Annotated in this window: 21 protein-coding genes and 1 pseudogene; 12 read left to right on the top strand and 10 right to left on the bottom strand. The window is 40.2% G+C overall.

The window, feature by feature from the left end:
* Window positions 1–423: 423 nt before the first annotated feature.
* Window positions 424–1,467: a polysaccharide pyruvyl transferase CsaB gene (gene csaB, locus ANSO36C_RS17660; RefSeq protein WP_251960359.1), complete on the bottom strand. Its 1,044-nt coding sequence runs from the start codon at window positions 1,465–1,467 to the stop codon at window positions 424–426.
* Window positions 1,468–1,822: 355 nt separating this feature from the next.
* On the opposite strand from csaB, the gene ANSO36C_RS17655 reads away from it, so the two are divergent.
* The 5 genes from ANSO36C_RS17655 (at window position 1,823) to ANSO36C_RS17635 (ending at window position 4,457) form a co-directional block, all read left to right on the top strand.
* On the top strand, window positions 1,823–2,158 hold the full coding sequence (locus ANSO36C_RS17655) for a DUF2499 domain-containing protein (protein ID WP_251955601.1): 336 nt from the start codon (window positions 1,823–1,825) through the stop codon (window positions 2,156–2,158).
* Window positions 2,155–2,448 carry a DUF3593 domain-containing protein gene (locus ANSO36C_RS17650; RefSeq protein WP_251955599.1) on the top strand — a complete coding sequence of 98 codons (294 nt, stop codon included), beginning with the start codon at window positions 2,155–2,157 and terminating at the stop codon, window positions 2,446–2,448. Before ANSO36C_RS17655 ends, ANSO36C_RS17650 begins: the two co-directional genes overlap by 4 nt.
* 53 nt (window positions 2,449–2,501) lie before the next feature.
* Window positions 2,502–3,275, top strand: a complete 774-nt coding sequence (gene hisA, locus ANSO36C_RS17645; protein WP_251955598.1) for a 1-(5-phosphoribosyl)-5-[(5-phosphoribosylamino)methylideneamino]imidazole-4-carboxamide isomerase — start codon at window positions 2,502–2,504, stop codon at window positions 3,273–3,275.
* A gap of 493 nt (window positions 3,276–3,768) precedes the next feature.
* Window positions 3,769–3,972, top strand: a complete 204-nt coding sequence (locus tag ANSO36C_RS17640) for a ribbon-helix-helix protein, CopG family (RefSeq protein ID WP_251955597.1) — start codon at window positions 3,769–3,771, stop codon at window positions 3,970–3,972.
* Window positions 3,973–3,977: 5 nt separating this feature from the next.
* Window positions 3,978–4,457, top strand: a complete 480-nt coding sequence (locus ANSO36C_RS17635) for a hypothetical protein (RefSeq protein WP_251955596.1) — start codon at window positions 3,978–3,980, stop codon at window positions 4,455–4,457.
* 790 nt (window positions 4,458–5,247) lie between these two features.
* Here the strand turns inward: ANSO36C_RS17635 and ANSO36C_RS17630 are convergent.
* Window positions 5,248–6,327 carry a coiled-coil domain-containing protein gene (locus ANSO36C_RS17630; protein ID WP_251955595.1) on the bottom strand — a complete coding sequence of 360 codons (1,080 nt, stop codon included), beginning with the start codon at window positions 6,325–6,327 and terminating at the stop codon, window positions 5,248–5,250.
* A 46-nt stretch (window positions 6,328–6,373) separates the two neighbouring features.
* Window positions 6,374–7,357, bottom strand: a complete 984-nt coding sequence (locus ANSO36C_RS17625; protein ID WP_251955593.1) for a coiled-coil domain-containing protein — start codon at window positions 7,355–7,357, stop codon at window positions 6,374–6,376.
* Between the two features lie 557 nt (window positions 7,358–7,914).
* On the opposite strand from ANSO36C_RS17625, the gene ANSO36C_RS17620 reads away from it, so the two are divergent.
* From ANSO36C_RS17620 to ANSO36C_RS17600, 5 genes are all read left to right on the top strand, one after another.
* A complete protein-coding gene (locus tag ANSO36C_RS17620) occupies window positions 7,915–8,667 on the top strand; it encodes a winged helix-turn-helix domain-containing protein (protein ID WP_251955592.1) in 753 nt (250 codons plus the stop codon).
* Window positions 8,668–8,720: 53 nt separating this feature from the next.
* The gene (locus tag ANSO36C_RS17615) at window positions 8,721–10,040 is read left to right on the top strand and encodes a sensor histidine kinase (protein WP_251955591.1); all 1,320 of its coding nucleotides are present in this window, start codon (window positions 8,721–8,723) and stop codon (window positions 10,038–10,040) included.
* A gap of 28 nt (window positions 10,041–10,068) precedes the next feature.
* Window positions 10,069–10,737, top strand: a complete 669-nt coding sequence (phoU, locus tag ANSO36C_RS17610) for a phosphate signaling complex protein PhoU (RefSeq protein ID WP_251955590.1) — start codon at window positions 10,069–10,071, stop codon at window positions 10,735–10,737.
* Between the two features lie 499 nt (window positions 10,738–11,236).
* Window positions 11,237–11,869 carry a Crp/Fnr family transcriptional regulator gene (locus ANSO36C_RS17605; protein ID WP_251955589.1) on the top strand — a complete coding sequence of 211 codons (633 nt, stop codon included), beginning with the start codon at window positions 11,237–11,239 and terminating at the stop codon, window positions 11,867–11,869.
* Between the two features lie 127 nt (window positions 11,870–11,996).
* A complete protein-coding gene (locus ANSO36C_RS17600) occupies window positions 11,997–13,679 on the top strand; it encodes an iron uptake porin (RefSeq protein WP_251955588.1) in 1,683 nt (560 codons plus the stop codon).
* 103 nt (window positions 13,680–13,782) lie between these two features.
* Here the strand turns inward: ANSO36C_RS17600 and ANSO36C_RS17595 are convergent, their stop codons facing one another.
* Complete coding sequence (locus ANSO36C_RS17595) at window positions 13,783–14,043, bottom strand: hypothetical protein (RefSeq protein WP_251955587.1); 261 nt, start codon at window positions 14,041–14,043, stop codon at window positions 13,783–13,785.
* A gap of 226 nt (window positions 14,044–14,269) precedes the next feature.
* Between ANSO36C_RS17595 and ANSO36C_RS17590 the strand changes: the two genes are divergently transcribed.
* Together ANSO36C_RS17590 and ANSO36C_RS17585 are read left to right on the top strand one after the other, a co-directional pair.
* The gene (locus ANSO36C_RS17590; protein ID WP_251955586.1) at window positions 14,270–14,875 is read left to right on the top strand and encodes a DUF3318 domain-containing protein; all 606 of its coding nucleotides are present in this window, start codon (window positions 14,270–14,272) and stop codon (window positions 14,873–14,875) included.
* Window positions 14,876–15,101: 226 nt separating this feature from the next.
* Window positions 15,102–15,293, top strand: coding sequence for a hypothetical protein (locus tag ANSO36C_RS17585; protein WP_251955585.1), 192 nt, complete (start codon window positions 15,102–15,104; stop codon window positions 15,291–15,293).
* A 172-nt stretch (window positions 15,294–15,465) separates the two neighbouring features.
* On the opposite strand, the gene ANSO36C_RS17580 is transcribed toward ANSO36C_RS17585, so the two are convergent.
* The 6 genes and pseudogenes from ANSO36C_RS17580 to tkt form a co-directional block, all read right to left on the bottom strand.
* On the bottom strand, window positions 15,466–15,879 hold the full coding sequence (locus ANSO36C_RS17580; protein WP_251955584.1) for a hypothetical protein: 414 nt from the start codon (window positions 15,877–15,879) through the stop codon (window positions 15,466–15,468).
* Between the two features lie 360 nt (window positions 15,880–16,239).
* On the bottom strand, window positions 16,240–16,386 hold the full coding sequence (locus ANSO36C_RS17575; protein ID WP_251955583.1) for a hypothetical protein: 147 nt from the start codon (window positions 16,384–16,386) through the stop codon (window positions 16,240–16,242).
* A gap of 22 nt (window positions 16,387–16,408) precedes the next feature.
* Window positions 16,409–17,767: a hypothetical protein gene (locus tag ANSO36C_RS17570; RefSeq protein ID WP_251955582.1), complete on the bottom strand. Its 1,359-nt coding sequence runs from the start codon at window positions 17,765–17,767 to the stop codon at window positions 16,409–16,411.
* A gap of 100 nt (window positions 17,768–17,867) precedes the next feature.
* Complete coding sequence (locus ANSO36C_RS17565; protein WP_251955581.1) at window positions 17,868–18,278, bottom strand: type II toxin-antitoxin system VapC family toxin; 411 nt, start codon at window positions 18,276–18,278, stop codon at window positions 17,868–17,870.
* Window positions 18,275–18,577 carry a hypothetical protein gene (locus ANSO36C_RS17560; RefSeq protein WP_251955580.1) on the bottom strand — a complete coding sequence of 101 codons (303 nt, stop codon included), beginning with the start codon at window positions 18,575–18,577 and terminating at the stop codon, window positions 18,275–18,277. Before ANSO36C_RS17560 ends, ANSO36C_RS17565 begins: the two co-directional genes overlap by 4 nt.
* A 125-nt stretch (window positions 18,578–18,702) precedes the next feature.
* Window positions 18,703–20,732 (bottom strand): annotated as a pseudogene (gene tkt, locus ANSO36C_RS17555) (transketolase).
* Window positions 20,733–20,742 lie beyond the last annotated feature (10 nt).

The following is a 20,742-nucleotide window of genomic DNA, read 5'->3' as shown; positions in this document are numbered from 1 at the left end:
ATTGACAATTATTCCCTAGAATTTTCATAATAACTTCACAAAAATTTGACAATTACTCTCTTCCCACCATAAGATTACTAAAAAAGACGCGTCTTTATATGTCACTTGCTTCCTCGTAGAGGTACACGGACTGGCTCTAAGCGTACTCCTACGGAGAAGTAAGCTACACGTAGCGTCTCGCAGACAAGCCTTTCGTTCGCGTAGCGTCTCCCAATTGGGAAAAGAAAAGGCTTTACTTTACGCTATCGCCTACCTATCTCCGGCGCTCCTGCTTATTTTTGGGTTTTCTCAAGTATCTCTTCGTTAGCGCTATCTATTTCAATCTGCAAAAGCCGATTTGGTTAACTGGGAACAAGCATTGCAGTTTCATCAAATAGTATATAAACGAAGTTTGGCATTTTCTTCGCTCTACATTTTTTGGTTTTATTTATTACATAAAGCCTGGCTCAACAACTCGCGGTGCATTAATGCCCTATCGACTAAAGATTGTATTTGGTTTGGTGATAACGGATCGCCATTAGCGTAAAGCTCCATCCAAGTCAGACTAATGAAGTTGGGGTCATCTGGTAAACTAGCTAAATCCCATCCTGGTATTTCCAAGTCTTCCATGAGACGATTTACTTTGGGATCATAACTGAGAGCAAAGCAGCGACAACCTTCAGCAGCAGCCATAATCAAGCTGTGTAGACGCATCCCAATTGCCATTTCCACGCCGCGAAACACACCTTTCAAAAGTTGTGGATCTTCCAGACATAAAATCTTGCTAACATCTTTAAGGTGTGGTTGAATCGCTTCGGCAATACTTAAATCTTCACTTTTTTGAAATGGCAGTAGTAAGATAAAAGTTTGCGTAGCTTTTTGGAAGTCAACTAAAGCACGGGTTAAGTTTGATAGGCGTGTTTCTGTAAGTTGTGGATGCGATCGCAACGTTACCGCAACCCTCGGCGCAGGTAAATCCCAAAGTCCCGGTACTGGTTTAGATTCCAATGCCCAAACCGGGTCAGGAGCTATAATACAAGGAATTTGCCAATCAGACAATAAAGCAGCACTGGCGCGATCGCGGACACTAATTTTGGTACAATTACCAAAGGTTTGCCGTGCCAACCAACGAGTTTGCGGACGTAGTAATGGGCCAATACCTTGCGCCCAAGCAACAGTTTTCAAACCCATTCTCTGCGCCAATGCCATCAGTCCGCCATAATAAAATGGGCTGATAGTACTAGTAACATCTTGGATGAGACTCCCGCCGCCCCAAATCAAGGCATCACTTGAGCGTAAAGCTTGCAGTACAGGTAAAGTAGCCATGCGATCGCAGGTTTCTACATTGTAGCGATCGCGCGTTTCCTCTGGATTCCCCGAAAGTACCACAGGGGTTACATGAGATGGTAACATTTGCAAAAGCGTTGCCAACAAAGCTTCGTCACCACCATTACCTTTACCGTAATATCCAGATAATAACGCCCGCATCTTGACCATTTTGGATTTTGGATTTTAGATTTTGGATAAATAGTTGTTGTTAAATGAATCTCTGTCCCCGATACAGATGATAAACTCAATCCTAAGTTCTACTTTGAATAGTGCAGAAGATAGTTAGAACCCCCTCTGAACTCGGACGTTGAGCCTTTGAACTCGGACGTTGAGCCTCTGAACTCGAAAGTTGAGCCTTTGAACTCGGAAGTTGAGCCTCTGAACTCGGAAGTTGAGCCTCTGAACTCGGAATCTTTAAAATTCTAAAAGAGCAAGCAAAGATTTTGTTTAAAAAAATATAAAATTCAAGCTACATATCACCTTGACACCGCTACTCCTAACTCTTAACTTTCTTATGCAAGCCCTTTCGATTCCCACCTGGATTATTCATATTTCTAGCGTTATTGAGTGGATTGTCGCCATTTGGTTAATTTGGACTTACGGCGAACTCACTGGTAATCGCAATTGGTGGGGATTATCCCTTGCCATGTTACCAGCTTTAGTCAGCGCCATGTGTGCTTGTACTTGGCACTATTTCGACAACGCCGAATCTCTAGAATGGTTGGTAACGCTGCAAGCTACCATGACCTTAGTTGGTAATTTTACACTTTGGGCAGCAGCGTATTTGATTTGGCGTTCTACCAAGTCTCCTAACACTGTCGAACCAGAACCTATTAAATCAGAGCAATGATTTCTAAAGAAACCCTGTTTGCACTTTCACTGTTTCCCTATTTGGGTTTCTTGTGGTTTATCAGCCGCAGTCCGCAAATGCCGCGTTTAGCGCTGTATGGATTTTACGGCACTCTCGTCTTTGTTGCCATCACCATCCCAGCCGGAATTTACGCCCAATTGCATTATGGCGAGTCTTTGGCCAATATAGATTGGTTGCACGGTGGTGCAGAAGTATTTTTGACCCTTTCTAATATCTTGCTTGTGGTGGGTTTTGGGCAAGCTGTAAGGCAATTAAAAATGAAAAATTAAAGATAATAAACCCAGCTATAGCTAGAGTTTTAATTGCAATGAGGAAAAAGTAAATGGATGTAATTCCAGCAATTGATTTATTAGAAGGTCGCTGTGTGCGACTATATCAGGGAGACTACGATCGCTCACAAGTTTTTAGCGATAATCCTGCTGATGTTGCCAAACAGTGGGTAGATCAAGGTGCTACCAGATTACATATAGTTGATTTAGATGGTGCTAAAGCAGGTAAAGTAGTAAACCTGGGGGCAATTGAAGCGATCGCACAAGCGGTGTCAGTGCCGATTGAAATTGGTGGAGGATTGCGCGATCGCACCAGCGTACAACAAGTATTCAATCTAGGCATACAGTGGGCAATTCTCGGAACCGTTGCGGTAGAACAACCCCAGTTAGTGCAACAACTCTGCCAAGAATTTCCTGAACAGATTATCATCGGTATCGATGCCCGTAACGGCCGAGTAGCAACTCGCGGTTGGTTAGAAACCTCAGAAGTTTTAGCAACTCAACTGGCTATACAAATGCAAGAATTGGGTGCAGCCGCCATCATTTATACAGATATCCACCGTGACGGTACACTTATCGGCCCCAATTTAGAAGCTTTACGAGAACTTGCAGCAGTAATTTCCATCCCGATAATTGCTTCTGGTGGGGTAAGTTCTGTCACCGATTTGTTAAGTTTGTTGGCATTAGAACATCAAGGCGTGAGCGGTGTGATTGTCGGACGTGCCTTGTATACTGGGGATATTTTACTTAAAGAAGCATTACGAGCGATCGGGCCTGGACGGATTCAGGATATTCCACCGAATTTAGATTTTTCTACCTTTGCTTGACATTTTCTGTCTTTGCTAAAAGGTTTTGTCTGCGTTTAATATACTCGACATAGGGACACATCTGTGATGTAGCTATTTCATGCCATAAAGTCCCTATGATTATCCTGGCTTTTCACATTATGTGGAAAAGCTATAAAGCTTTCAGTAGCTAGTCTGATTCAATCTTCCTACTCGATAGCAACTAAAAGTAAAGGCTTAGTATTGGTATTGCATAAGCAATTGATTCAAACAACAAGGCTTTTATTCTTTTATAAAAAAATTATATATTCTCCTTTTTATATAAGTATATCTTATATAGTTACAACCTGATACATAAAAGTATGGGAAAAAGCTGTATATTATATGGTGTACTTGGTAAAAGAGATTAAAATTCTAGTTTTGATCTCTTTCAAGTATTAATTTTACTTATTGCAAGTATTGCTAGTAATTGCAATTTTATGTTCTTTATCGAACATGGAGTAAAACCAAGTTTGAAAATAAAGTGAAACCGACAATGCAAAAAATAACTGTCAATCTGCCTCAAGAAACAATTGAAGTTCTTAAACGACTCGCTGAAGAACAAGGTATTACTGCTACTGCTGCTTTACGTAAAGCGATTGCAACAGAAGACTTTTTGAGAAGTGAAGCAATCAATAAAGATGCAAAAGTCATCATTCAAGAACCTAATGGTGTAACTAAGCAAATTGTTTTTAGGTAAGTCTAGTGTCAATTGGCCCACCTAATTCCGATGAAAATCCTAGTACGAGTACTAATCTTACGTCCTCTGACAGTTCTGATTTAGATTTAGTTACCGAAACCGCAAAGGGAGAAAGTAACTATGATCCTCACAAAGTCAAGAAGGTTTTTGATGGGGAGAAATGGAGAGAAAGTACTCGTACTTTTCTAGCAATAGCTTTATTGTTGAACATTGCACTAACTCAGCTTTCAGTTATTCTTTACTTATTTATTCCTAATGTTATTTCTCTGGTTACTAAAGATAAAAATGATGATTCCAAGGAAAAGGATTTAAACAGAAATCTTGTAAAGTTAAGTAATTCAACCTTTGTATATGTGGTAGATAATGACAAAGAAGATAAAAGCAAAGATAGCAGAGAACTGATTACTTTAATTTGGACATCTCAGGTAACTTTAGTTGGGGGTGCATTAGGATTCTATTTTGCGGCTAGTAAAGAGAAACAGTAGCTTTAATCGAATTCATTAAATCATTTTCTCTTTAATAAACTTCACTTTACTTACTTGTGATCATAATTTTTTTAATCAAAATTATAGATCCGCTAGACAAATTTCTAATTCTATCGATAGCGATTCTGAAATTATTTTATCGCGCTGATGGAAAAGCTGATCAAAGCTGCTTATCCCAGCTTCAGTAGATATTCTAATTTGTAATCGGATCATTCACAAAGATATTAAACCCGGCAATATTTTAATTAATCCAAAAACTAAAGAAGTTAAATTAAGGCGAAGGAACAGAATTTGTCATTGAGATTCTAGTGTCTTACAACAGTTTTTGATCAAACCCACCACAAAATAAATCCTAAAAAACAAAGTCCAGTATTGCTTTCAGTAATTTTATCTGTGGCACGTTTGATTGCAATTTGCTGTAAGCGATCGCTGACTCATATATTAAGATTTGTGTTTATCCCATTAAAAGTGAAGGTTCCTACAGGGGTAACATTCCATACTAAGTTTTTCTAGTTAGACTTAAATTTTCTATGATATATTTCTGTAATCAACAATACTCATGATGTAGATAATATTGTAGGAGATTTTAAAATTTAGTATTATGTCTAGTCAAGAACAAAATTCCAATCAAGCATTTAAGCAAACACAAGCTACCGGAACAAAGAGGAAGAAACCACAACCTCCCCCAGACATCAAAAAACCAAGGAAAACTGACTGAAAATCGCTATAGTTCTTAGTAGAGACTTAAATTAAATCAAGTCTCTACAATTCTTATCAAAAATAAATTAGCTTATTTGTTTTTCGCTTGAGTCTTTGCTTGTTCCAAAGCTATTTCTTTAATTGCCTGATATGAATTAACATTTGAAGTACCTTCAATAGCTTTAACCGCCAAATCTTGAACCTGTTTGAGAGCAGATTCAAGTTGTTTAGAAAGGTTTTGAATTCTCGTCTCTTGATTAGTAATAGTTTGTTCTAAAGATTGCAGTCTTTGTTCATAGAAGCGCTTTTGCCCTTCTACTTCTTTAGAATATAAATCTGATTTTACTTTAGCTTGGTAGTGGGCAATGCCTTTGCCTTCTTCTGTAGCCTTTTTAATAGCCGCTTCTTTATCTTTTGGAAAAGCCTCTACCTTGGCTTTTAACTCTTCAAATTGTTTCTCCCTCTCAAAAATTGCTTTCTCTCGTTCAGCCCACTGTTTTTCTGTTTCTTGTAGTAATTCTTCTAGCTGCTTATATAACGCTTTCTGCTCTTGTTCGTATTCGTCATTTTCTAATTGACGCTGGAGTTCTAAATTATACTTATACTCTGAAGCATCCCGTTGTCGGGTTTTATTCAAGTTTTCATTCCGTTCTTTTATCGCCCGTTGCTGTTCCTCTTGTTCTTTCCCCCAAGTATTCCTTTGCTCTAATATTTCTTGAAATAACACTTCAGAACGCCGGGTATATTCTTCTTGATAGGCTTTAGTATTATCTTCATAGGCTTGAATAAGAGTATCCAAAATATCATCAGAAATTTCTAAATTGTGCAACTGTGTTAATTGTTGGATTTCTTCTTCTAAATCTCGCCTAATTTCTTCTAATTTAGAGGCTTTTGTGGTTAGCTGTTCCGATAGTTCATTAGCAGCACTGCCAAAGCCTAATTGAATCTTCGCCAAGCTTTCAATTGTATTATTCATTTTTTCTTGGACACTAGAAAGCTGATTCATAGCTGTTTTTTGTTCTAAGTTAGGCTGTTGTTTTGTTCCAGACTGGTTTTCCTTAGCAACTTGTTCGAGTTGCGATTTCAGCGCTGCTTTTTCTTTAGCTAACTCCTCATACGCCTGAAGAATTTCTACTTTAGTATTCTTATCAGTCGGCTTTTTCACCACCACAATAAACCTCCTCTTCAGGAATTAAAAATGATCTACAGACTCGCAACTATTTAGAATTAGAGCTACCAAAAGCTCTCATAGCTAAGTCTTGTGCTTGTTTTAGTGCCGTTTGCAATTGAGTAGAAATACCTTCAATTTGCTCAGACTGTTTCTTAATAGTTTCTTCCAGAGATTGAATTTTTAATTCATAACTCTGTTTGCTAGATTCCCATTCTCTTTCAAATAAATCAGCCTCAAACTTAGCTTTTTGGCTTGTTTCTTTAATAGCTTCTTCCCTAGCTTTCTTGACGGCTTCTTCAAGTTCGTTAGGAAATGTAGTTACCTTTTGTTGATAGTCTGCAAAGAGCGGTTGGCGTTCAGCGAGAATCTTTTCTCGTTCTGCCCAATCTTTATTTTTATTTTGAGAGTTTTCTTGTATTTCCCTTTGTTGTTGCCGCTTTATCGCTTCGTAGCTATCTGTATTAAGTTTACGAGTAGTTTCTAACTTATACTGAGATTCTTCTTGTTCTTGCTGGCGATCTTTGGCTAACAAATCATTATATGTTTGGAGTTTTTCTTCATACTCTGCTTGTTCTTTTTGCCATTCTTTTCGCCTAATTGTAATTTCTTTCTCTAAAGCTTCTTTTTTACTAATAGTGTCTTGTTCAAGGTTTTTTAATTTTTCTTGATGTTCTTGACTTAAAACGTCTAGAGTATCTGCTATCACTCTGATTTGTTGAAGCTCTTGTAAGCGTTGAGTTTCAATTTCTATAGCTCGGTTTAACTCATCTAATTTGGAATTTTCTTGAGCTAGTTTTTCAGATAATCCATTGAGAATACTGCCAAACTCCAATTGTAAATCAGCTAAACCTTTGACAATACTATCAACTGTATATGCAGAAGCTGCTTGCAGAATTTCTTGACTTTTTGCCTTTTCTGCTTCTTCTTGTTTAGTCGCTATTCTAGATTCCAGTTTTTTTCTTTGGATAATAATTTGTTGAAATGCTTGCATTAGTTGTTGTTTGCTGTCCTTGACTCCAACTGTAGTCATCTTCCAACTCCCTTCAATAGGCAAATGATTTATTGGGTAGCAAGCCATACCAATGACTACCCTATGCAGACATCAGAGTAGCTTTTAAATAAACATTTTTAACGCAGTGTAAATACTGAAATGATCAACAGCTGACACTTAGGTGCTACGAATTTTCCACATATATGTCCTTCTGTGTTTCATGTATAGTTTTGTCTTTGAGTGTTATAGTATTTTTGTACTATGATAAATATACTTAACCTAATCTCCTTTTGTCAAGATAATCCTTCATGTAGTCCTTTCCCTGTCATTGATCATCAGAATCGAAGTAGGGGCGCAAGTCCTTGCACCCCTACGATAGGATATGGTTCAAATAGATGAAACCTGCTGTAAAAGAATATTTAGAAGCTTGCGGCCACAGTGATTTATGATTGAGGATGCTGCTGTGGTATGTGTTACTTTTTGTAAATAAAATCTAAAAGAATTATCCCTAGTAGAAGCGCGGTTGCAGCAACGCGAGATAATAGACTTGATCAGCCTAATTGATACAAGCACAGTCCCAGACTTTTGTGATATCAATGTATACCAGTGAATCGACCAAATATTCTGCAAGAACGGACATTGGGCAAACCAGCCGTATTCTAGTAGTAGAAGATGAAGAATTAATCCAAGAAATGTTAGCTGTAGCTCTGGAAGAAGAAGGTTATGGGGTGATAACTGCTCCTGATGGGCGATCTGCTATAGAGTATCTCAAAAGTTTTGAAACCAATTCAGGAGAACTTCCCTTTGATTTAGTCATTCTTGATTTGATGCTGCCGCAAATTAATGGGTTAGATATTTGCCGTTTGCTGCGTCATCAAGGAAACCCAATACCTATTTTAATGCTCAGTGCTAAGGGTAGTGAAACTGACCGCGTTTTGGGTTTAGAAGTGGGAGCAGATGACTACCTGACTAAACCTTTTAGTATGCGAGAGTTAGTGGCTCGTTGTCGCGCTTTACTCCGCCGCCAACGTCTAAGTAATTTACCGCAAGTACCAGTATTAAAATTCAAAGATGTCAGCTTGAATCCTCAAGAATGTCGTGTGCTAGTTCGTGGTCAAGAGGTGAGTCTTTCACCTAAAGAGTTCCGCTTACTGGAACTCTTTATGAGTTATGCCCGGCGCGTATGGTCACGGGAACAATTGCTCGATCAGGTTTGGGGGCCAGATTTCGTCGGCGATAGTAAAACCGTAGATGTTCACATTCGCTGGTTGCGCGAGAAATTAGAGCAAGACCCTAGTCATCCCGAATATATTGTGACTGTACGAGGTTTTGGCTATAGGTTTGGATAATTAGTTTGGATAGTTGTTAGTTTTTAGTAGTCACGAAGAAACTAACAACTCAAATGCTTTTATTGGGATTTTGTCTGGGTTTAGCGGTAGGCATTGGGTTTTGGGTTTGGCAACAGGTTCAACTTAACCGTTACCTGGGGCGCTTACTCCGGCCGTTAACCTCGCATTCTTACAAGATGGGACTGCTGCTGATTCCTGGGTTGCAGCAGGAAATAGCGATGGTGAAGCAGCATCGGCAAGATTTGCAGCAGTCGTTGCAAACTTACCAAGACCTGCTAGATTTTGCACCAGTGGGATATTTGCAGGTGGATGAGGAAAATCAACTGCTGTGGTGTAATCGGCAGGCGCAAGAAATTTTGTATCTGCAAAGGTGGCAACCAGAACAGGTGCGCTTGTTACTGGAGTTGGTCAGGTCTTATGAACTCGACCATTTAATTGAGCAAACTCGTGATTTGCAAAAACCACAAACGGGAGAATGGATATTTCATCCATCTTGTGATGATGCGGCAGAGATGGCAAAAATAAAATCTTTGGCTTTGCGGGCATCCAGCTTGCCTTTACCCAATGGACAAGTGGGAGTCTTTTTAGAAAATCGTCAACCCCTATTAGATATAAATCAAGTACGCGATCGCTCTTTTTCTGATTTAGCACACGAACTCAGAACACCGCTAACTTCAATTCGCTTGGTTGTAGAAACTTTACAAAACCGCTTGGAACCACCTTTAAATCGCTGGGTTAACCGCCTAATGCAAGAAGTTGACCGACTGATTAACTTAGTGCAAAGCTGGTTAGAACTTACCCAAATGGAAGCAAACCCAAATATACAATTGCAAGCCAAAGCTGTAGAATTGCGATCGCTCATTACATCTGTTTGGGAAACACTAGAACCTTTGGCACAGCGACAACATCTGTCTTTTTCTTATTCTGGGCCTGAAAATATTTGGATTAAGGTAGATAGAGCCAGGATTTACCAGGTTTTTCTCAATTTGCTAGACAACAGTATTAAATACAGCCCTCCTTCTACAAGCATTCATGTTGAAGCGAAAATCTTATCAACAAAGGATAATGATGGGGCTTCTCCAATACTGGAAATAAATCTTATTGATTCTGGAGCCGGGTTTTCTGAGGCAGATTTACCCCACGTTTTTGAGCGATTTTATCGAGGAGATAAAGCGCGAACCCATTCCCCCCAAGATAGTAACTCCATAGGCGCGATCGTTGGTAATGGATTAGGATTAGCGATCGTTGAGCAAATTCTCATCGCCCACGGTGGTTCAATCAAAGCTATGAACCATCCAGAAACTGGAGGTGCGTGGATGCAACTCCAATTTCCTGAAGTTATGGCAAACTCCTTAAGCCAAGACTATAGTTAATAATATCTTCACGTTTGAGACAACAAGGGTGAAAGCTGTCGATTACAGTCCCAATCCGCAAAGACCCCAACTCGCACGCGCCATTAGGCGCTTAGAACGGGACGTATTACGCATGGGTGCTTTGGTAGAACAATCATTTCGCCTCAGCCACCAAGCGTTATTTGCTCGTAACTTAACCGCAGCTGAGGAACTTCCCCGATTAGATAAAAAGATTGATCGCTTTTATCGTCAAATAGAATCAGACTGTACGGCGATTATGACACTGCAAGCGCCTACGGCTCAAGATTTGCGCTGCTTGAGTGCCTTTATGCAGCTGGTGCGAGACTTAGAGCGCATTGGCGATTATGCTGAGGATTTAGCTGAGATTGCGATTAAAATTTTTCCTTACGCGCCTCATACGTGTTTATCTGAAATTGAAGCTATGTCCATTCACGCCCAAGCAATGCTAGCAACTAGCTTAAAAGCTTTGGGAGATTTTGATGAAGCAGGTGGGCGTCGTTTAAAGCACCTAGATGATACCGTAGACGATGCCTACGATCGCGTTTATCAGACTTTAGCCCAACAACGAGATGTGCCCGGTGTAGTCGAGCCAATTGTACTGCTAGCACTAGCAATTCGCTATTTAGAACGCATGGCAGATCATGCTACTAATATTGGTCAGAGGGTAGCATATATTGTCACTGGTCAACGCTCTTAATTGACGTTCCTTGTAACTATTTGTGCCTATATACTTACTTAATCTACAGAAAATAACAAAAAATTAAAATTGAAGAAGAATTCAGAAGTCAGAATTCAGGAGTCAGAACCAAGACGCGACGCTCGAATACTCGCTAACGCTACGCTATCGCGGACTCGCTAACGCTGCGCTATCCGCCACTCGCACAGAATTCATTCTGAATTCTGACTCCTGACTCCTGAATTCTGTTTGATAATCTAACTAAATATTTTACTAAAAGCTTACCTGGTCTTAAACTTGCACAATTAAAGTAATGAATAAACAAACTAAAAAATTCTCGGTATATCTAATTAATAGATGCCTTAAATCAAAAGTTGTTGCATCAGAAGATTTTGAGTTAGTCCCTAACTCTAATTAAAAAGAAGAGACTTTCAGATACAAAGGTAAATTTTGATACAAATTATTAGAGTTTCTTAATCATTGTAAACAGCGAGATTCCCTGATAATTATGTAGTTACAAATGATCTATTCCACAAGTCCTCCTTCAAACTCTTTTGACGTGTCAAATACTTCTGCTTTCAGCAGACAATTACCCCAGCAGATATTTACTCGTCGGCAAATAATTCCACTTCAAAAAGATGTAATTTGGCGCATTGAACACGGCGCAGTTCGCACCTTAACCTGGAGTGAAAATGGAACATTCATCACTCTTGGTTATTGGGGGTTAGGAGATTTGATTGGCTATCCTTTATCTAAGGTCAAGCCCTACCAGATTGAATGTCTCACAGGCGTGGAATTAAGCATTGTGCCAACTCATTTATGGCATCAAGATATTAGTGCTTTGTTGTCTCACATTCAACAGGCAGAGGAGCTACTAAGTATTATGCATCGAAAACCAATTTCACTACGTTTATGGCAATTTTTAGTATGGTTAAGTGAAAAATTTGGACGTGATGTAGAGAAGGGCAAGTTAATTGATTTAAATGTTACCCATCAAGATATTGCTGAAGTTTTAAATACTACGCGAGTAACAGTTACCCGGCTCCTACAAAAGTTAGAGCAAGAAGGAACAGTTTTACGTCACAAACGCCGCATTATTCTGCGTCTACCAAATAAATTAATTAAAAATTATAGTTCAGCATTAATTAACTGACTTACTTGTAATAATTGCAGGATAAATGTATAATCATTGCTGTGAATGTGTGTAAGATCCCCGAAAGTAAAGTGCTTAAAGCATTTTGTGATTTCTGGATTATATAGGTGTGAGTGAAGGTAAAAACATGACAAAACGATTCTGGAATCTTTTTAAGGTTAGTCCGGTTCTTGTCGCTGCTGCATTTTTCGCTGCGAATAGTGCCCTAGCTGCTGAAGTCAACGAACAAGTAACAAACGTTGCTCAGTTATCTGAATCTCAAGATTCTAACAACATTGGTCAGGTAACATCAGTTTCACAATTTTCTGATGTACAGCCCACAGATTGGGCATTCCAAGCTTTACAATCTCTAGTTGAGCGCTACGGCTGTATTGCGGGTTATCCCAACAGTACCTATCGTGGGAACCGCGCTTTAACCCGTTATGAATTTGCCGCAGGTTTGAATGCCTGTTTAGACCGAGTTAACGAACTGATTGCTACAGCTACTGCTGATTTGGTCAGCAAACAAGATTTAGCTACTTTACAGCGCTTACAAGAAGAATATTCTGCTGAACTAGCAACCCTGCGCGGTCGTGTTGATGGACTGGAAGCCCGCACTGCTGAGTTGGAAGCTAATCAATTCTCCACTACCACCAAGTTGGTTGGGGAAGGAATTTTCGCCGTGTCTGATGTTTTTGGCGGAGATAGGGCAGTTAATGCTGGTAATCCAACTGAAGACTTGAATTACAACACCACTTTTTCTGACCGGGTGCGTTTGAACTTGTACAGCAGTTTTACTGGTACAGACCAATTGCAAATCCGTTTGAATGCTGGCAATATCGTTTCCAATGCTGGTACTGCTGCAACCGCTACCGCACCCGCTAGTGGTACTGGTACTAACATGACCCGCTTGGGTTTTGACGGTGATACTGGCAACTCTGTTGCAATTGATAAAATTAACTATGCTTTCAACTTTACTGACGCAGTGCGTGTCAAAGTTGACGCTAGTGGTGGTGAATTATACGAGAACGTAAACACTTTCAACCCTGACTTTGCAAGCTCTGGTAGAGGTGCGCTATCTCGTTACGGACGTTTTAGCCCCATTTATCGTCAAGGCCAAAATGGTGCTGGTCTGACTGTTACTTTCAATCCTAACAGTGCTATCAGCTTGACTGGTGCTTACTTAGCACCTTCAACTGGTAATGGTGTCTTTGGTGCTAATAATCCCGGTCTTAATAATGGGCTGTTCAATGGTGATAACACGATCTTCGGTCAATTAACTTTCAAACCCAACAAAGCCTTTAATATTGGTCTAACCTACGCCCGTAGTTACTTTGCTGGCAATGCTGCCAACAGCCTTTTCCAAGGTACAGGTAGCGCCTTTGCCAACAATCCCTTTGGAGTTGGTACTCGTACTGAATCCAATAACTACGGTATACAAGCTACCTTCCAACTTAGCTCTGCCTTAGCTATTAGTGGTTGGGGAGGTTACACAACAGCTGATGCTAGAGCTGGTGTTAATGCGGGTGCAGACGCAGATCTTTGGTACTGGGCGGGATCACTTGCTTTGAAAGACTTTGGTGGAGAAGGCAATGTCTTAGGTGTTATCTTTGGTCAACCACCTAAAGTTACTGGTGGTAGCATCAAAAATGTTGCCACCAATGTTAACTTAGACGATGATACATCTTATCACTTAGAAGGTCTTTACAAGTTCAAGCTTTCCGATAATATTCAGGTAACTCCTGGCGTATTGGTAATTTTCAATCCAGAGCATAACGACGCTAACGATACAATCTATGTCGGTACTCTACGTACTACCTTCACCTTCTAAGATTGGTGATGAAATTTGACTGCTGAATCCTGTTTCGATAAAGCTGAGAATTAGATAAACAAAACCCCACATTTACGTGGGGTTTTGTTTAGAAAAAAATTAGCTATGTAGGATTATAATCTGGCTGATTAGATATATCTTTTGGGGGGCGATCGCTACTCCAAGCCCACCACACAGAACCACATTGACAATAGTAGAACTCTTGCCATTTGCGACGACGGTCTTCTGTAAGTACAGGCGATCGCCGATTTAGCCAAACTTTTTCAGCTTCTAGGCTACTTGAGTGGCAGTTAGGACAGCAAAAATCATAAGCGTGTGTTGCCTTATTAGTCCATTCAGGCGGGAGGGGAGCAAAAGCATCCATGTAGTTACAAGTGTAGTCTCAATGGTGATCCAAAACTTTCAGGTTTTGAATTTGGCGGCAAAGGAATAGAATAAAATGCCGCCACACTATACAAACTCAATATTTTTATGGCTTGATCTGAATCTACTCAAGACTGTGAGAGCATCTCACAAATCAAAGGTTAACACGAAAACTTTATTTTTTACACAGCTACTTACTATGCACATTATGGCTAATAATTACATTTATGGAGCCAAATGTTGAAATTCGCCGTTTGTTAGATGTGATGCCTGCTTCTGGTCGGATGACGACAAAAATCGTTAGTAAGCCGGAACAGGCAAAAGTGATTGACGCCTCCTTTCCCCAACCCTGGAATCAGGCGCGACCGATATATATTAATTTCGATTTGTGGCGTCGCTTGCCAAAACCGCAACGAGACTTGCTGCTGTTGCAGATGGTTAGCTGGTTAACGGGGGTGAAGTGGTTTAAACCCGACATTTATCAAGGTATGGTGCTGGCTGGGCTGTTAGGCGGATTATTAGAAGCAGCACAGTCAGATGTGGTGGGTGTAGCCGTAGCGGGGGGATTAAGTGCGATCGCTGCTTTTCGGATCTGGCGCACTAATAAATCTCAAGAGTCAGAGTTAAATGCTGATGCCACAGCAATTCGGGTAGCACAACGGCGCGGTTATTCAGAAACAGAAGCAGCGCAACACTTGTTATCTGCGATTGAAGCGGTAGCCAAAATTGAAGGGCGTTCTGGTTTAAATTTTACTGAGTTGATTCGTTGCCAAAACTTACGAGCGATCGCGGGTTTATCACCAGTGGGTATGCCAGAAAGTTATGATAAGTAGAATAAATCTGACTTAGGATCGTGGATTTAATAAGATATCAAACTTTGTTTGAGGTTTCTTGTCCTATGCGAAAACAACAACCGAGAGTTACAGGTTATTTAATCCACGATCCTTAGATATCAACAACTGGGAGTTTTGTCATACTCCTCGGTATTGCTTATGAGGTGATTACCTCGTGCGTAAAACTTAACTTAAATTCTGTCAGTCACTAACGGAGTTGATGGGAATGGGTAAATTCATTATTTTTGCCTTGATAGTAGTTTATGGAGGCGGCGTTTGGAAGTTTTGGAATGGGTTTGGACGGACTAATTTTAATCCAAGCTTGACCAATCGTATTGGTTTATCTTTGCTATGGCCAGCTTTGTTTATTACAAATCAATCCTATCGCCGAAACTTTAGAAAGGCGCTCAAGGGCTAAAGTTTACTATTGAGTCTAACCTCAATCCCATCCTAAAGGCGGGATATATCTACAATAAACCCAACCTCTCTTGTCTACTGAGGAGAGAGGTTGGGTTTACTCTTTTTAAAAAAGAGAGGAATTAGGGAAGAATAAGTTCGTTAACCGTTGGAAAGTATTTCAGCTGATGAATTTACGAAATTATTTGCCATTGGTTAAATAGATGGATTGCTCCACCGACAGCAGCACCATCAATAGCATTGCCAAGGGTATCTCTGCCATCGCCAGTAATTACGCCAGTTACTGCGCTAGTCCCTGCACCAACTCCAATATCTTGAGCAGCGTTCCGGTGGCGACGATTGCGAGTGTTTCTCAAACCATTTGCACCGTTGACAGCTGCGCCAGTGACACCACCTTTAACAGCATTGCCTAATACATTACCATTTCCCCTAACTGCTCCGGTGACTACGTTGGTAACAGCCCCAATACCTGCATCTCTTAATACTTGGTCATCAGCAGCTGCTGGTTTAGCGGGAACTATAGTGACACCAGCTAAACTTGCAGCCATGAGGCTGGGTAGAAGTGCGCGTTTTAGGATATTATTCATTGTGTTACCTTCTCAAAACATCAAACAATTGGATTAAGTCAAAGTTACTGGAGTCAGAGAAAATCATATTTTTTCAATTGGACAACAGCAACTATCTATTGTTTGAGGACATATACATAATCGCATCTATAAAGTCATAACTGTATCCCCTGAAAGCATGAATATAGATTCAGCCTACAGAAGGCCATGCTGATTTACTAGTTCATACTGGAGATTACATATTGACAAAACCAATAAAATATGAACCTATCTATATTTCTTTTATTAGAAGCAATTTCTAATGATAAATCGTGTAGTGTTTACCCTATCTATCTAAAGATAGTTGACAAAATAATTAAATTAATTTTTCAAAGTTAACTCTTAGTTTAGCAGCCAAGCGTTGCGATCGCGCTTCTGTTTGCTGCGATCGCTCCCATCTGTATGTAGCAAATTACCCTGATTATCCCACCAGCGCAACCAAGGTAATTCTATATTCTGATAGCGATCTTGCCAAATTCCTAATTCCACACCAATCGCTTCAGTTTATTTTTTAACCCCAAGGAACAACTTCGATATTTTCCTGATAAAATTCTTTATTTGCTATACGGTTGAAGTACTTGCCTTTGTACTCAAAAAGATTTAACAGAATCAGTTCTAAATACCATAAGCCAAGTTTATAAGCATCTATTTGTTCTGGAAAGGGTCGGTTAAGATATTTTTGACGCTTTTTTGGATTAGGATGAACGATTGCATTACGTATCTCTGTTAAAGCCTGTGCGCCATCAACCCAATTTAATTCCTTTGAGGCTTTGAGCAATTCAGTTAAGCTGTCAGGTATTTTTAGTGGAACACCACACTGTGAAAGGAGATGTCTTAGTTTTTCTGCTGCTTTAAGTTTTTCAAATTCTTGTTGACTGATAATACCTTTTTCTTCCACTAGAAGAGTCCAAGCAAGGATTTCAAAAGCAGCTTGCATCAAAACAATGGAACCTTGTACAGCTCCGGCTTGAGCAATACTTTCCAAATACCAATGGATTGCAAACCTTATCGGCTGATTCCAAGTAGTACTTCGCCAGCGATTAAGGAAACCTGGAAAAAGTTTGCCGAGACTGCAAGAATCTTGTGAATCTGCAAACCACGAATGCACACTTCGCCAGGCTGACGTTGTATAAGAATAAGTACAGTTTTCCCAAACCTTTTCGCTGCTGTTGTCATAACCGACTAATAGGATGGGAGAAGTCCTAAAGCCTCTACAAAAAGAGACAAACCAATGCAAAGCTTCCAATACATCATCAGCATCCTTTGTGGTAAAAGGCTTTTTATCAGAACGTTCGAGTCTCCCCACATGAGTTATAGCGTAGCCTCCTTTTGATTCAAGAGACTTTATAATATCTCCGAGGTTTTGCAGGCTGTCAATGAAAACATTCCAATTCTCAGCTTCTAATATGAGTCTGCCTCGCCACATTGCCCTTGATGTTGATATAGGCATCCCACTAAATTGATGAAAGTTGGTTAGGTGAAAGACTATATGTGATAAATTATTTTCCGACCTTAATATTGCTGGTTTATTTAAAGTACCTGAAATATCTCCACTTTCATGCTCAAAGTCCATAGGAATACTAGAAATAAAAACTTCAGCATAGCTTTGGATTTCTGAAAGATTTAGATTACCTTTACCAAGTTCAAGCTGAATAAGAAACTCATTATCAGATTTTGAAAATAGGAACTTAACATCGGGAGATGGCAGCCATTCAAAGAAAACAGTACCATTTCCTTCATATACAGTTCCTTCTTGAGTAATTTTTAAGGAACCTTGATAAAGTTGGATAGGTTGATTGGGTTCTCCAGTCAAGTAAATTGGTATAATTGCAGGAAAAGATTGTTTAAAACGCGATTCCGAAGATTCCATTGAGAGTATAGTTAGTATATTGAATAAAGTTTTACTGTTACATCCTTAAATATACTAAGTCAGTTAAGCTAGTTATTACCAGGGTGATATCCTCTCAAATTCAAGATTCTGTTCTTGCCCAATTTTCTAAATTAATCCCCTGAACTCTCAGCAAATCAGAGTCATTAGAAACCAGAATTAAACCGCGTGCGATCGCTGTTGCTGCTATCAATATATCTTGCTCTTGGATAGTAAAGCCCCTGCGTTGTAAGTCCACATATATTTCACACGCTAGCTCAATAATCTCTAAATCATCTATTAATAAAATTTTATAGGTTTGACAAAACTTATTAAACTCAGCTAACTGTCTAGTAGCATTGATAGCTAAAAGACCTCGTTTGACTTCATAGTAAGTTATGCAACTAATAAACACATCTTCTTTCAGACGACGAACTTCCCTAAACTTCTGATCTACAATTAAATTTCTCTTCAAAATATAACTAACAATATTTGAATCTAGTAAATAACTCACCTTATTGGTCTTCCTTCTACTGCTGCATCAAAAATAGCTATTTGCTCCGGTGTTAAATCATTTAACGTACCTGAAACTGCCTCTAAAACTAAAATACTATCAATTCTGTCTGTCAAATCATCATCTTTAATTTCACTTATTTCTTCTGGCGAAAATTTCCCAAATAGTTCAACTAACATTTGGATCATTTCCCGTTGGTTTAACTTTACTTGATATAAACTATTACCTTGAAATAAATTTTCCACAATTGGCGATATCCGATTGATAAGTTCCTGATGATAGCTAAAAACTTCTTGCATAACTTCCTACCAATATTTAACTAATTATCTCAATTATAAACAATCTCACTCAGCGCCCCTCTGTGTAAAAAAAAAGGCGGGCTTTTCAGCCCACCTCACAAAATTTTGAGAATATTCTGTTGCTATTAACCCAACAATTGTTTAGCCTTAGCTAATACATTATCAACGCTAAAGCCAAACTTCTCTAGACAAACACCACCTGGAGCCGAAGCACCAAAGCGATCAATACTAACGCAATCGCCTTCAGTACCTACATATTTGTGCCAACCGAAACTGCTAGCAGCTTCTACAGACAAACGCTTGGTAACAGCTTTTGGCAAAATCGACTCTTTATAAGCCGCATCCTGCGCTTCAAACAGTTCCCATGAAGGTAGTGAGACGACACGAACTTTCTTACCTTCAGCCTTGAGTTTTTCGGCTGCGCCAACGGCGAGGCTCAATTCTGAACCAGTAGCAATCAAGATGATATCGGGTGTACCTTCGCTATCTACCACGGTGTATCCACCCTTCGCTACACCTTCAATGGATGTACCTGCTAAGTTGGGGACGTTTTGACGGGTGAACGCCAACAGAGATGGAGCGTTTTCCTTGGATTTCTCTATCGCTACGCGCTTTATAAGCGCCAGAAGTTTCGTTACCGTCTGCGGGACGAAACACTAATAAATTAGGAATGGCTCTCAAGGAAGCAAGAGTTTCAATGGGTTGGTGTGTTGGGCCGTCTTCACCTTGTCCAATGGAATCGTGAGTCATCACCCAAATCGAACCAGCTTGAGAAAGGGCGGATAAGCGGATGGCAGCACGCATATAATCTGAGAAGATCAAGAAGTAGCACGTAGGGAATTAATCCCGAAGTGTGCAGCGCTATACCATTACAGATTGCGCCCATAGCATGTTCCCGCACCCCAAAGTGGATGTTGGGATTTTGGTATTCTCCTTTTTGGAAGTCGCCCTTACCCTTGATTTCGGTCAAGTTGGAGTGGGTTAAGTCAGCCGAACCACCGATCAATTCAGGTAAAACCGCCGCTAGTTTGTTGAGGCAGGTTTCTGAATGCTTACGGGTGGGCAATCCTTTGTCTTCGGGGGTGTAGGTGGGTAGTACCTTATCCCAACCATCGGGTAGTTTGCTGCTAATGTAGCGTTCAAACTCAGCTGCTTCTTGAGGATACTTAGCTTTGTAGTCGGCAAATGTTTTGTTCCATTCGGTTTCGTAACCTGCGCCGCGTTCAACTGCTTTGCGTGTGTGGTTGAGAGCATCTTGTGGAATATCAAAAGGCTCGTATTCCCAACCCAAATTTTTCCGAGTCAATGCTATTTCGTCTCCACCCAAAGCAGCACCGTGAATACCAGCAGTGTTTTGTTTGTTGGGGGAACCGTAACCGATGGTGGTTGTCACCTTAATCATTGATGGTTTATCGGTGACAGATTTAGCTTCTTCAATTGCTTTGGCGATCGCTTCTAAATCGGTATTACCATCTTGAACATGAAGCACATGCCAACCGTAAGCTTCAAAGCGCTTGGAAACATCTTCGGTGAATGCCACATCTGTGGAACCGTCGATGGAAATGTGGTTGTCGTCGTATAGAGCGATGAGTTTGCCTAATCCCAAGTGTCCTGCGAAAGAACAAGCTTCACCGGAAATTCCTTCCATGTTGCAACCGTCACCTAAAATTACGTAGGTGTAATGGTCAACAATCTTGGTATCAGGTTTGTTAAATTTTGCGGCAAGGTGCGCTTCGGCGATCGCTAAACCAACTCCATTGGCAATTCCTTGACCCAAGGGGCCAGTTGTGACTTCCACGCCTGGGGTCATGAAGTTTTCGGGGTGTCCAGGGGTCTTAGATTCCCATTGACGGAATAGCTTGATATCTTCAATGGTGACGCTATCGTAGCCTGTCAAGTACAGTAGGGCGTACAGCAACATCGAGCCATGACCGGCAGATAAAACAAAGCGATCGCGGTTAAACCATTTGGGATTTTTGGGATTAAACTTCATAAAGCGATCCCAGAGGACAAAAGCCATCGGAGCCGCGCCCATTGGCAGTCCTGGGTGTCCCGATTTTGCTTTTTCTACGGCATCAACAGCCAAGAAGCGGATCGAGTTAATACAAAGTTCTTCGAGGGACAATTCTTTGGCGGATTGGGTTGCAACAGTCATAATCTCTTGT

Source organism: Nostoc cf. commune SO-36, assembly GCF_023734775.1.
GTDB classification, from domain to species: domain Bacteria; phylum Cyanobacteriota; class Cyanobacteriia; order Cyanobacteriales; family Nostocaceae; genus Nostoc; species Nostoc commune_A.
This window is presented reverse-complemented; position numbering and strand designations above follow the sequence as displayed.

Bases quoted from the DNA above. Each gene is read 5' to 3' on its own strand.
- csaB (WP_251960359.1), bottom strand. From the start codon at position 1,467: ATGCGGGCGTTATTATCTGGATATTACGGTAAAGGTAATGGTGGTGAC.
- ANSO36C_RS17655 (WP_251955601.1), top strand. From the start codon at position 1,823: ATGCAAGCCCTTTCGATTCCCACCTGGATTATTCATATTTCTAGCGTT.
- ANSO36C_RS17650 (WP_251955599.1), top strand. From the start codon at position 2,155: ATGATTTCTAAAGAAACCCTGTTTGCACTTTCACTGTTTCCCTATTTG.
- hisA (WP_251955598.1), top strand. From the start codon at position 2,502: ATGGATGTAATTCCAGCAATTGATTTATTAGAAGGTCGCTGTGTGCGA.
- ANSO36C_RS17640 (WP_251955597.1), top strand. From the start codon at position 3,769: ATGCAAAAAATAACTGTCAATCTGCCTCAAGAAACAATTGAAGTTCTT.
- ANSO36C_RS17625 (WP_251955593.1), bottom strand. From the start codon at position 7,357: ATGACTACAGTTGGAGTCAAGGACAGCAAACAACAACTAATGCAAGCA.
- ANSO36C_RS17620 (WP_251955592.1), top strand. From the start codon at position 7,915: ATGTATACCAGTGAATCGACCAAATATTCTGCAAGAACGGACATTGGG.
- ANSO36C_RS17615 (WP_251955591.1), top strand. From the start codon at position 8,721: ATGCTTTTATTGGGATTTTGTCTGGGTTTAGCGGTAGGCATTGGGTTT.
- ANSO36C_RS17605 (WP_251955589.1), top strand. From the start codon at position 11,237: ATGATCTATTCCACAAGTCCTCCTTCAAACTCTTTTGACGTGTCAAAT.
- ANSO36C_RS17600 (WP_251955588.1), top strand. From the start codon at position 11,997: ATGACAAAACGATTCTGGAATCTTTTTAAGGTTAGTCCGGTTCTTGTC.
- ANSO36C_RS17595 (WP_251955587.1), bottom strand. From the start codon at position 14,043: ATGGATGCTTTTGCTCCCCTCCCGCCTGAATGGACTAATAAGGCAACA.
- ANSO36C_RS17590 (WP_251955586.1), top strand. From the start codon at position 14,270: ATGGAGCCAAATGTTGAAATTCGCCGTTTGTTAGATGTGATGCCTGCT.
- ANSO36C_RS17585 (WP_251955585.1), top strand. From the start codon at position 15,102: ATGGGTAAATTCATTATTTTTGCCTTGATAGTAGTTTATGGAGGCGGC.
- ANSO36C_RS17580 (WP_251955584.1), bottom strand. From the start codon at position 15,879: ATGAATAATATCCTAAAACGCGCACTTCTACCCAGCCTCATGGCTGCA.
- ANSO36C_RS17570 (WP_251955582.1), bottom strand. From the start codon at position 17,767: ATGGAATCTTCGGAATCGCGTTTTAAACAATCTTTTCCTGCAATTATA.
- ANSO36C_RS17560 (WP_251955580.1), bottom strand. From the start codon at position 18,577: ATGCAAGAAGTTTTTAGCTATCATCAGGAACTTATCAATCGGATATCG.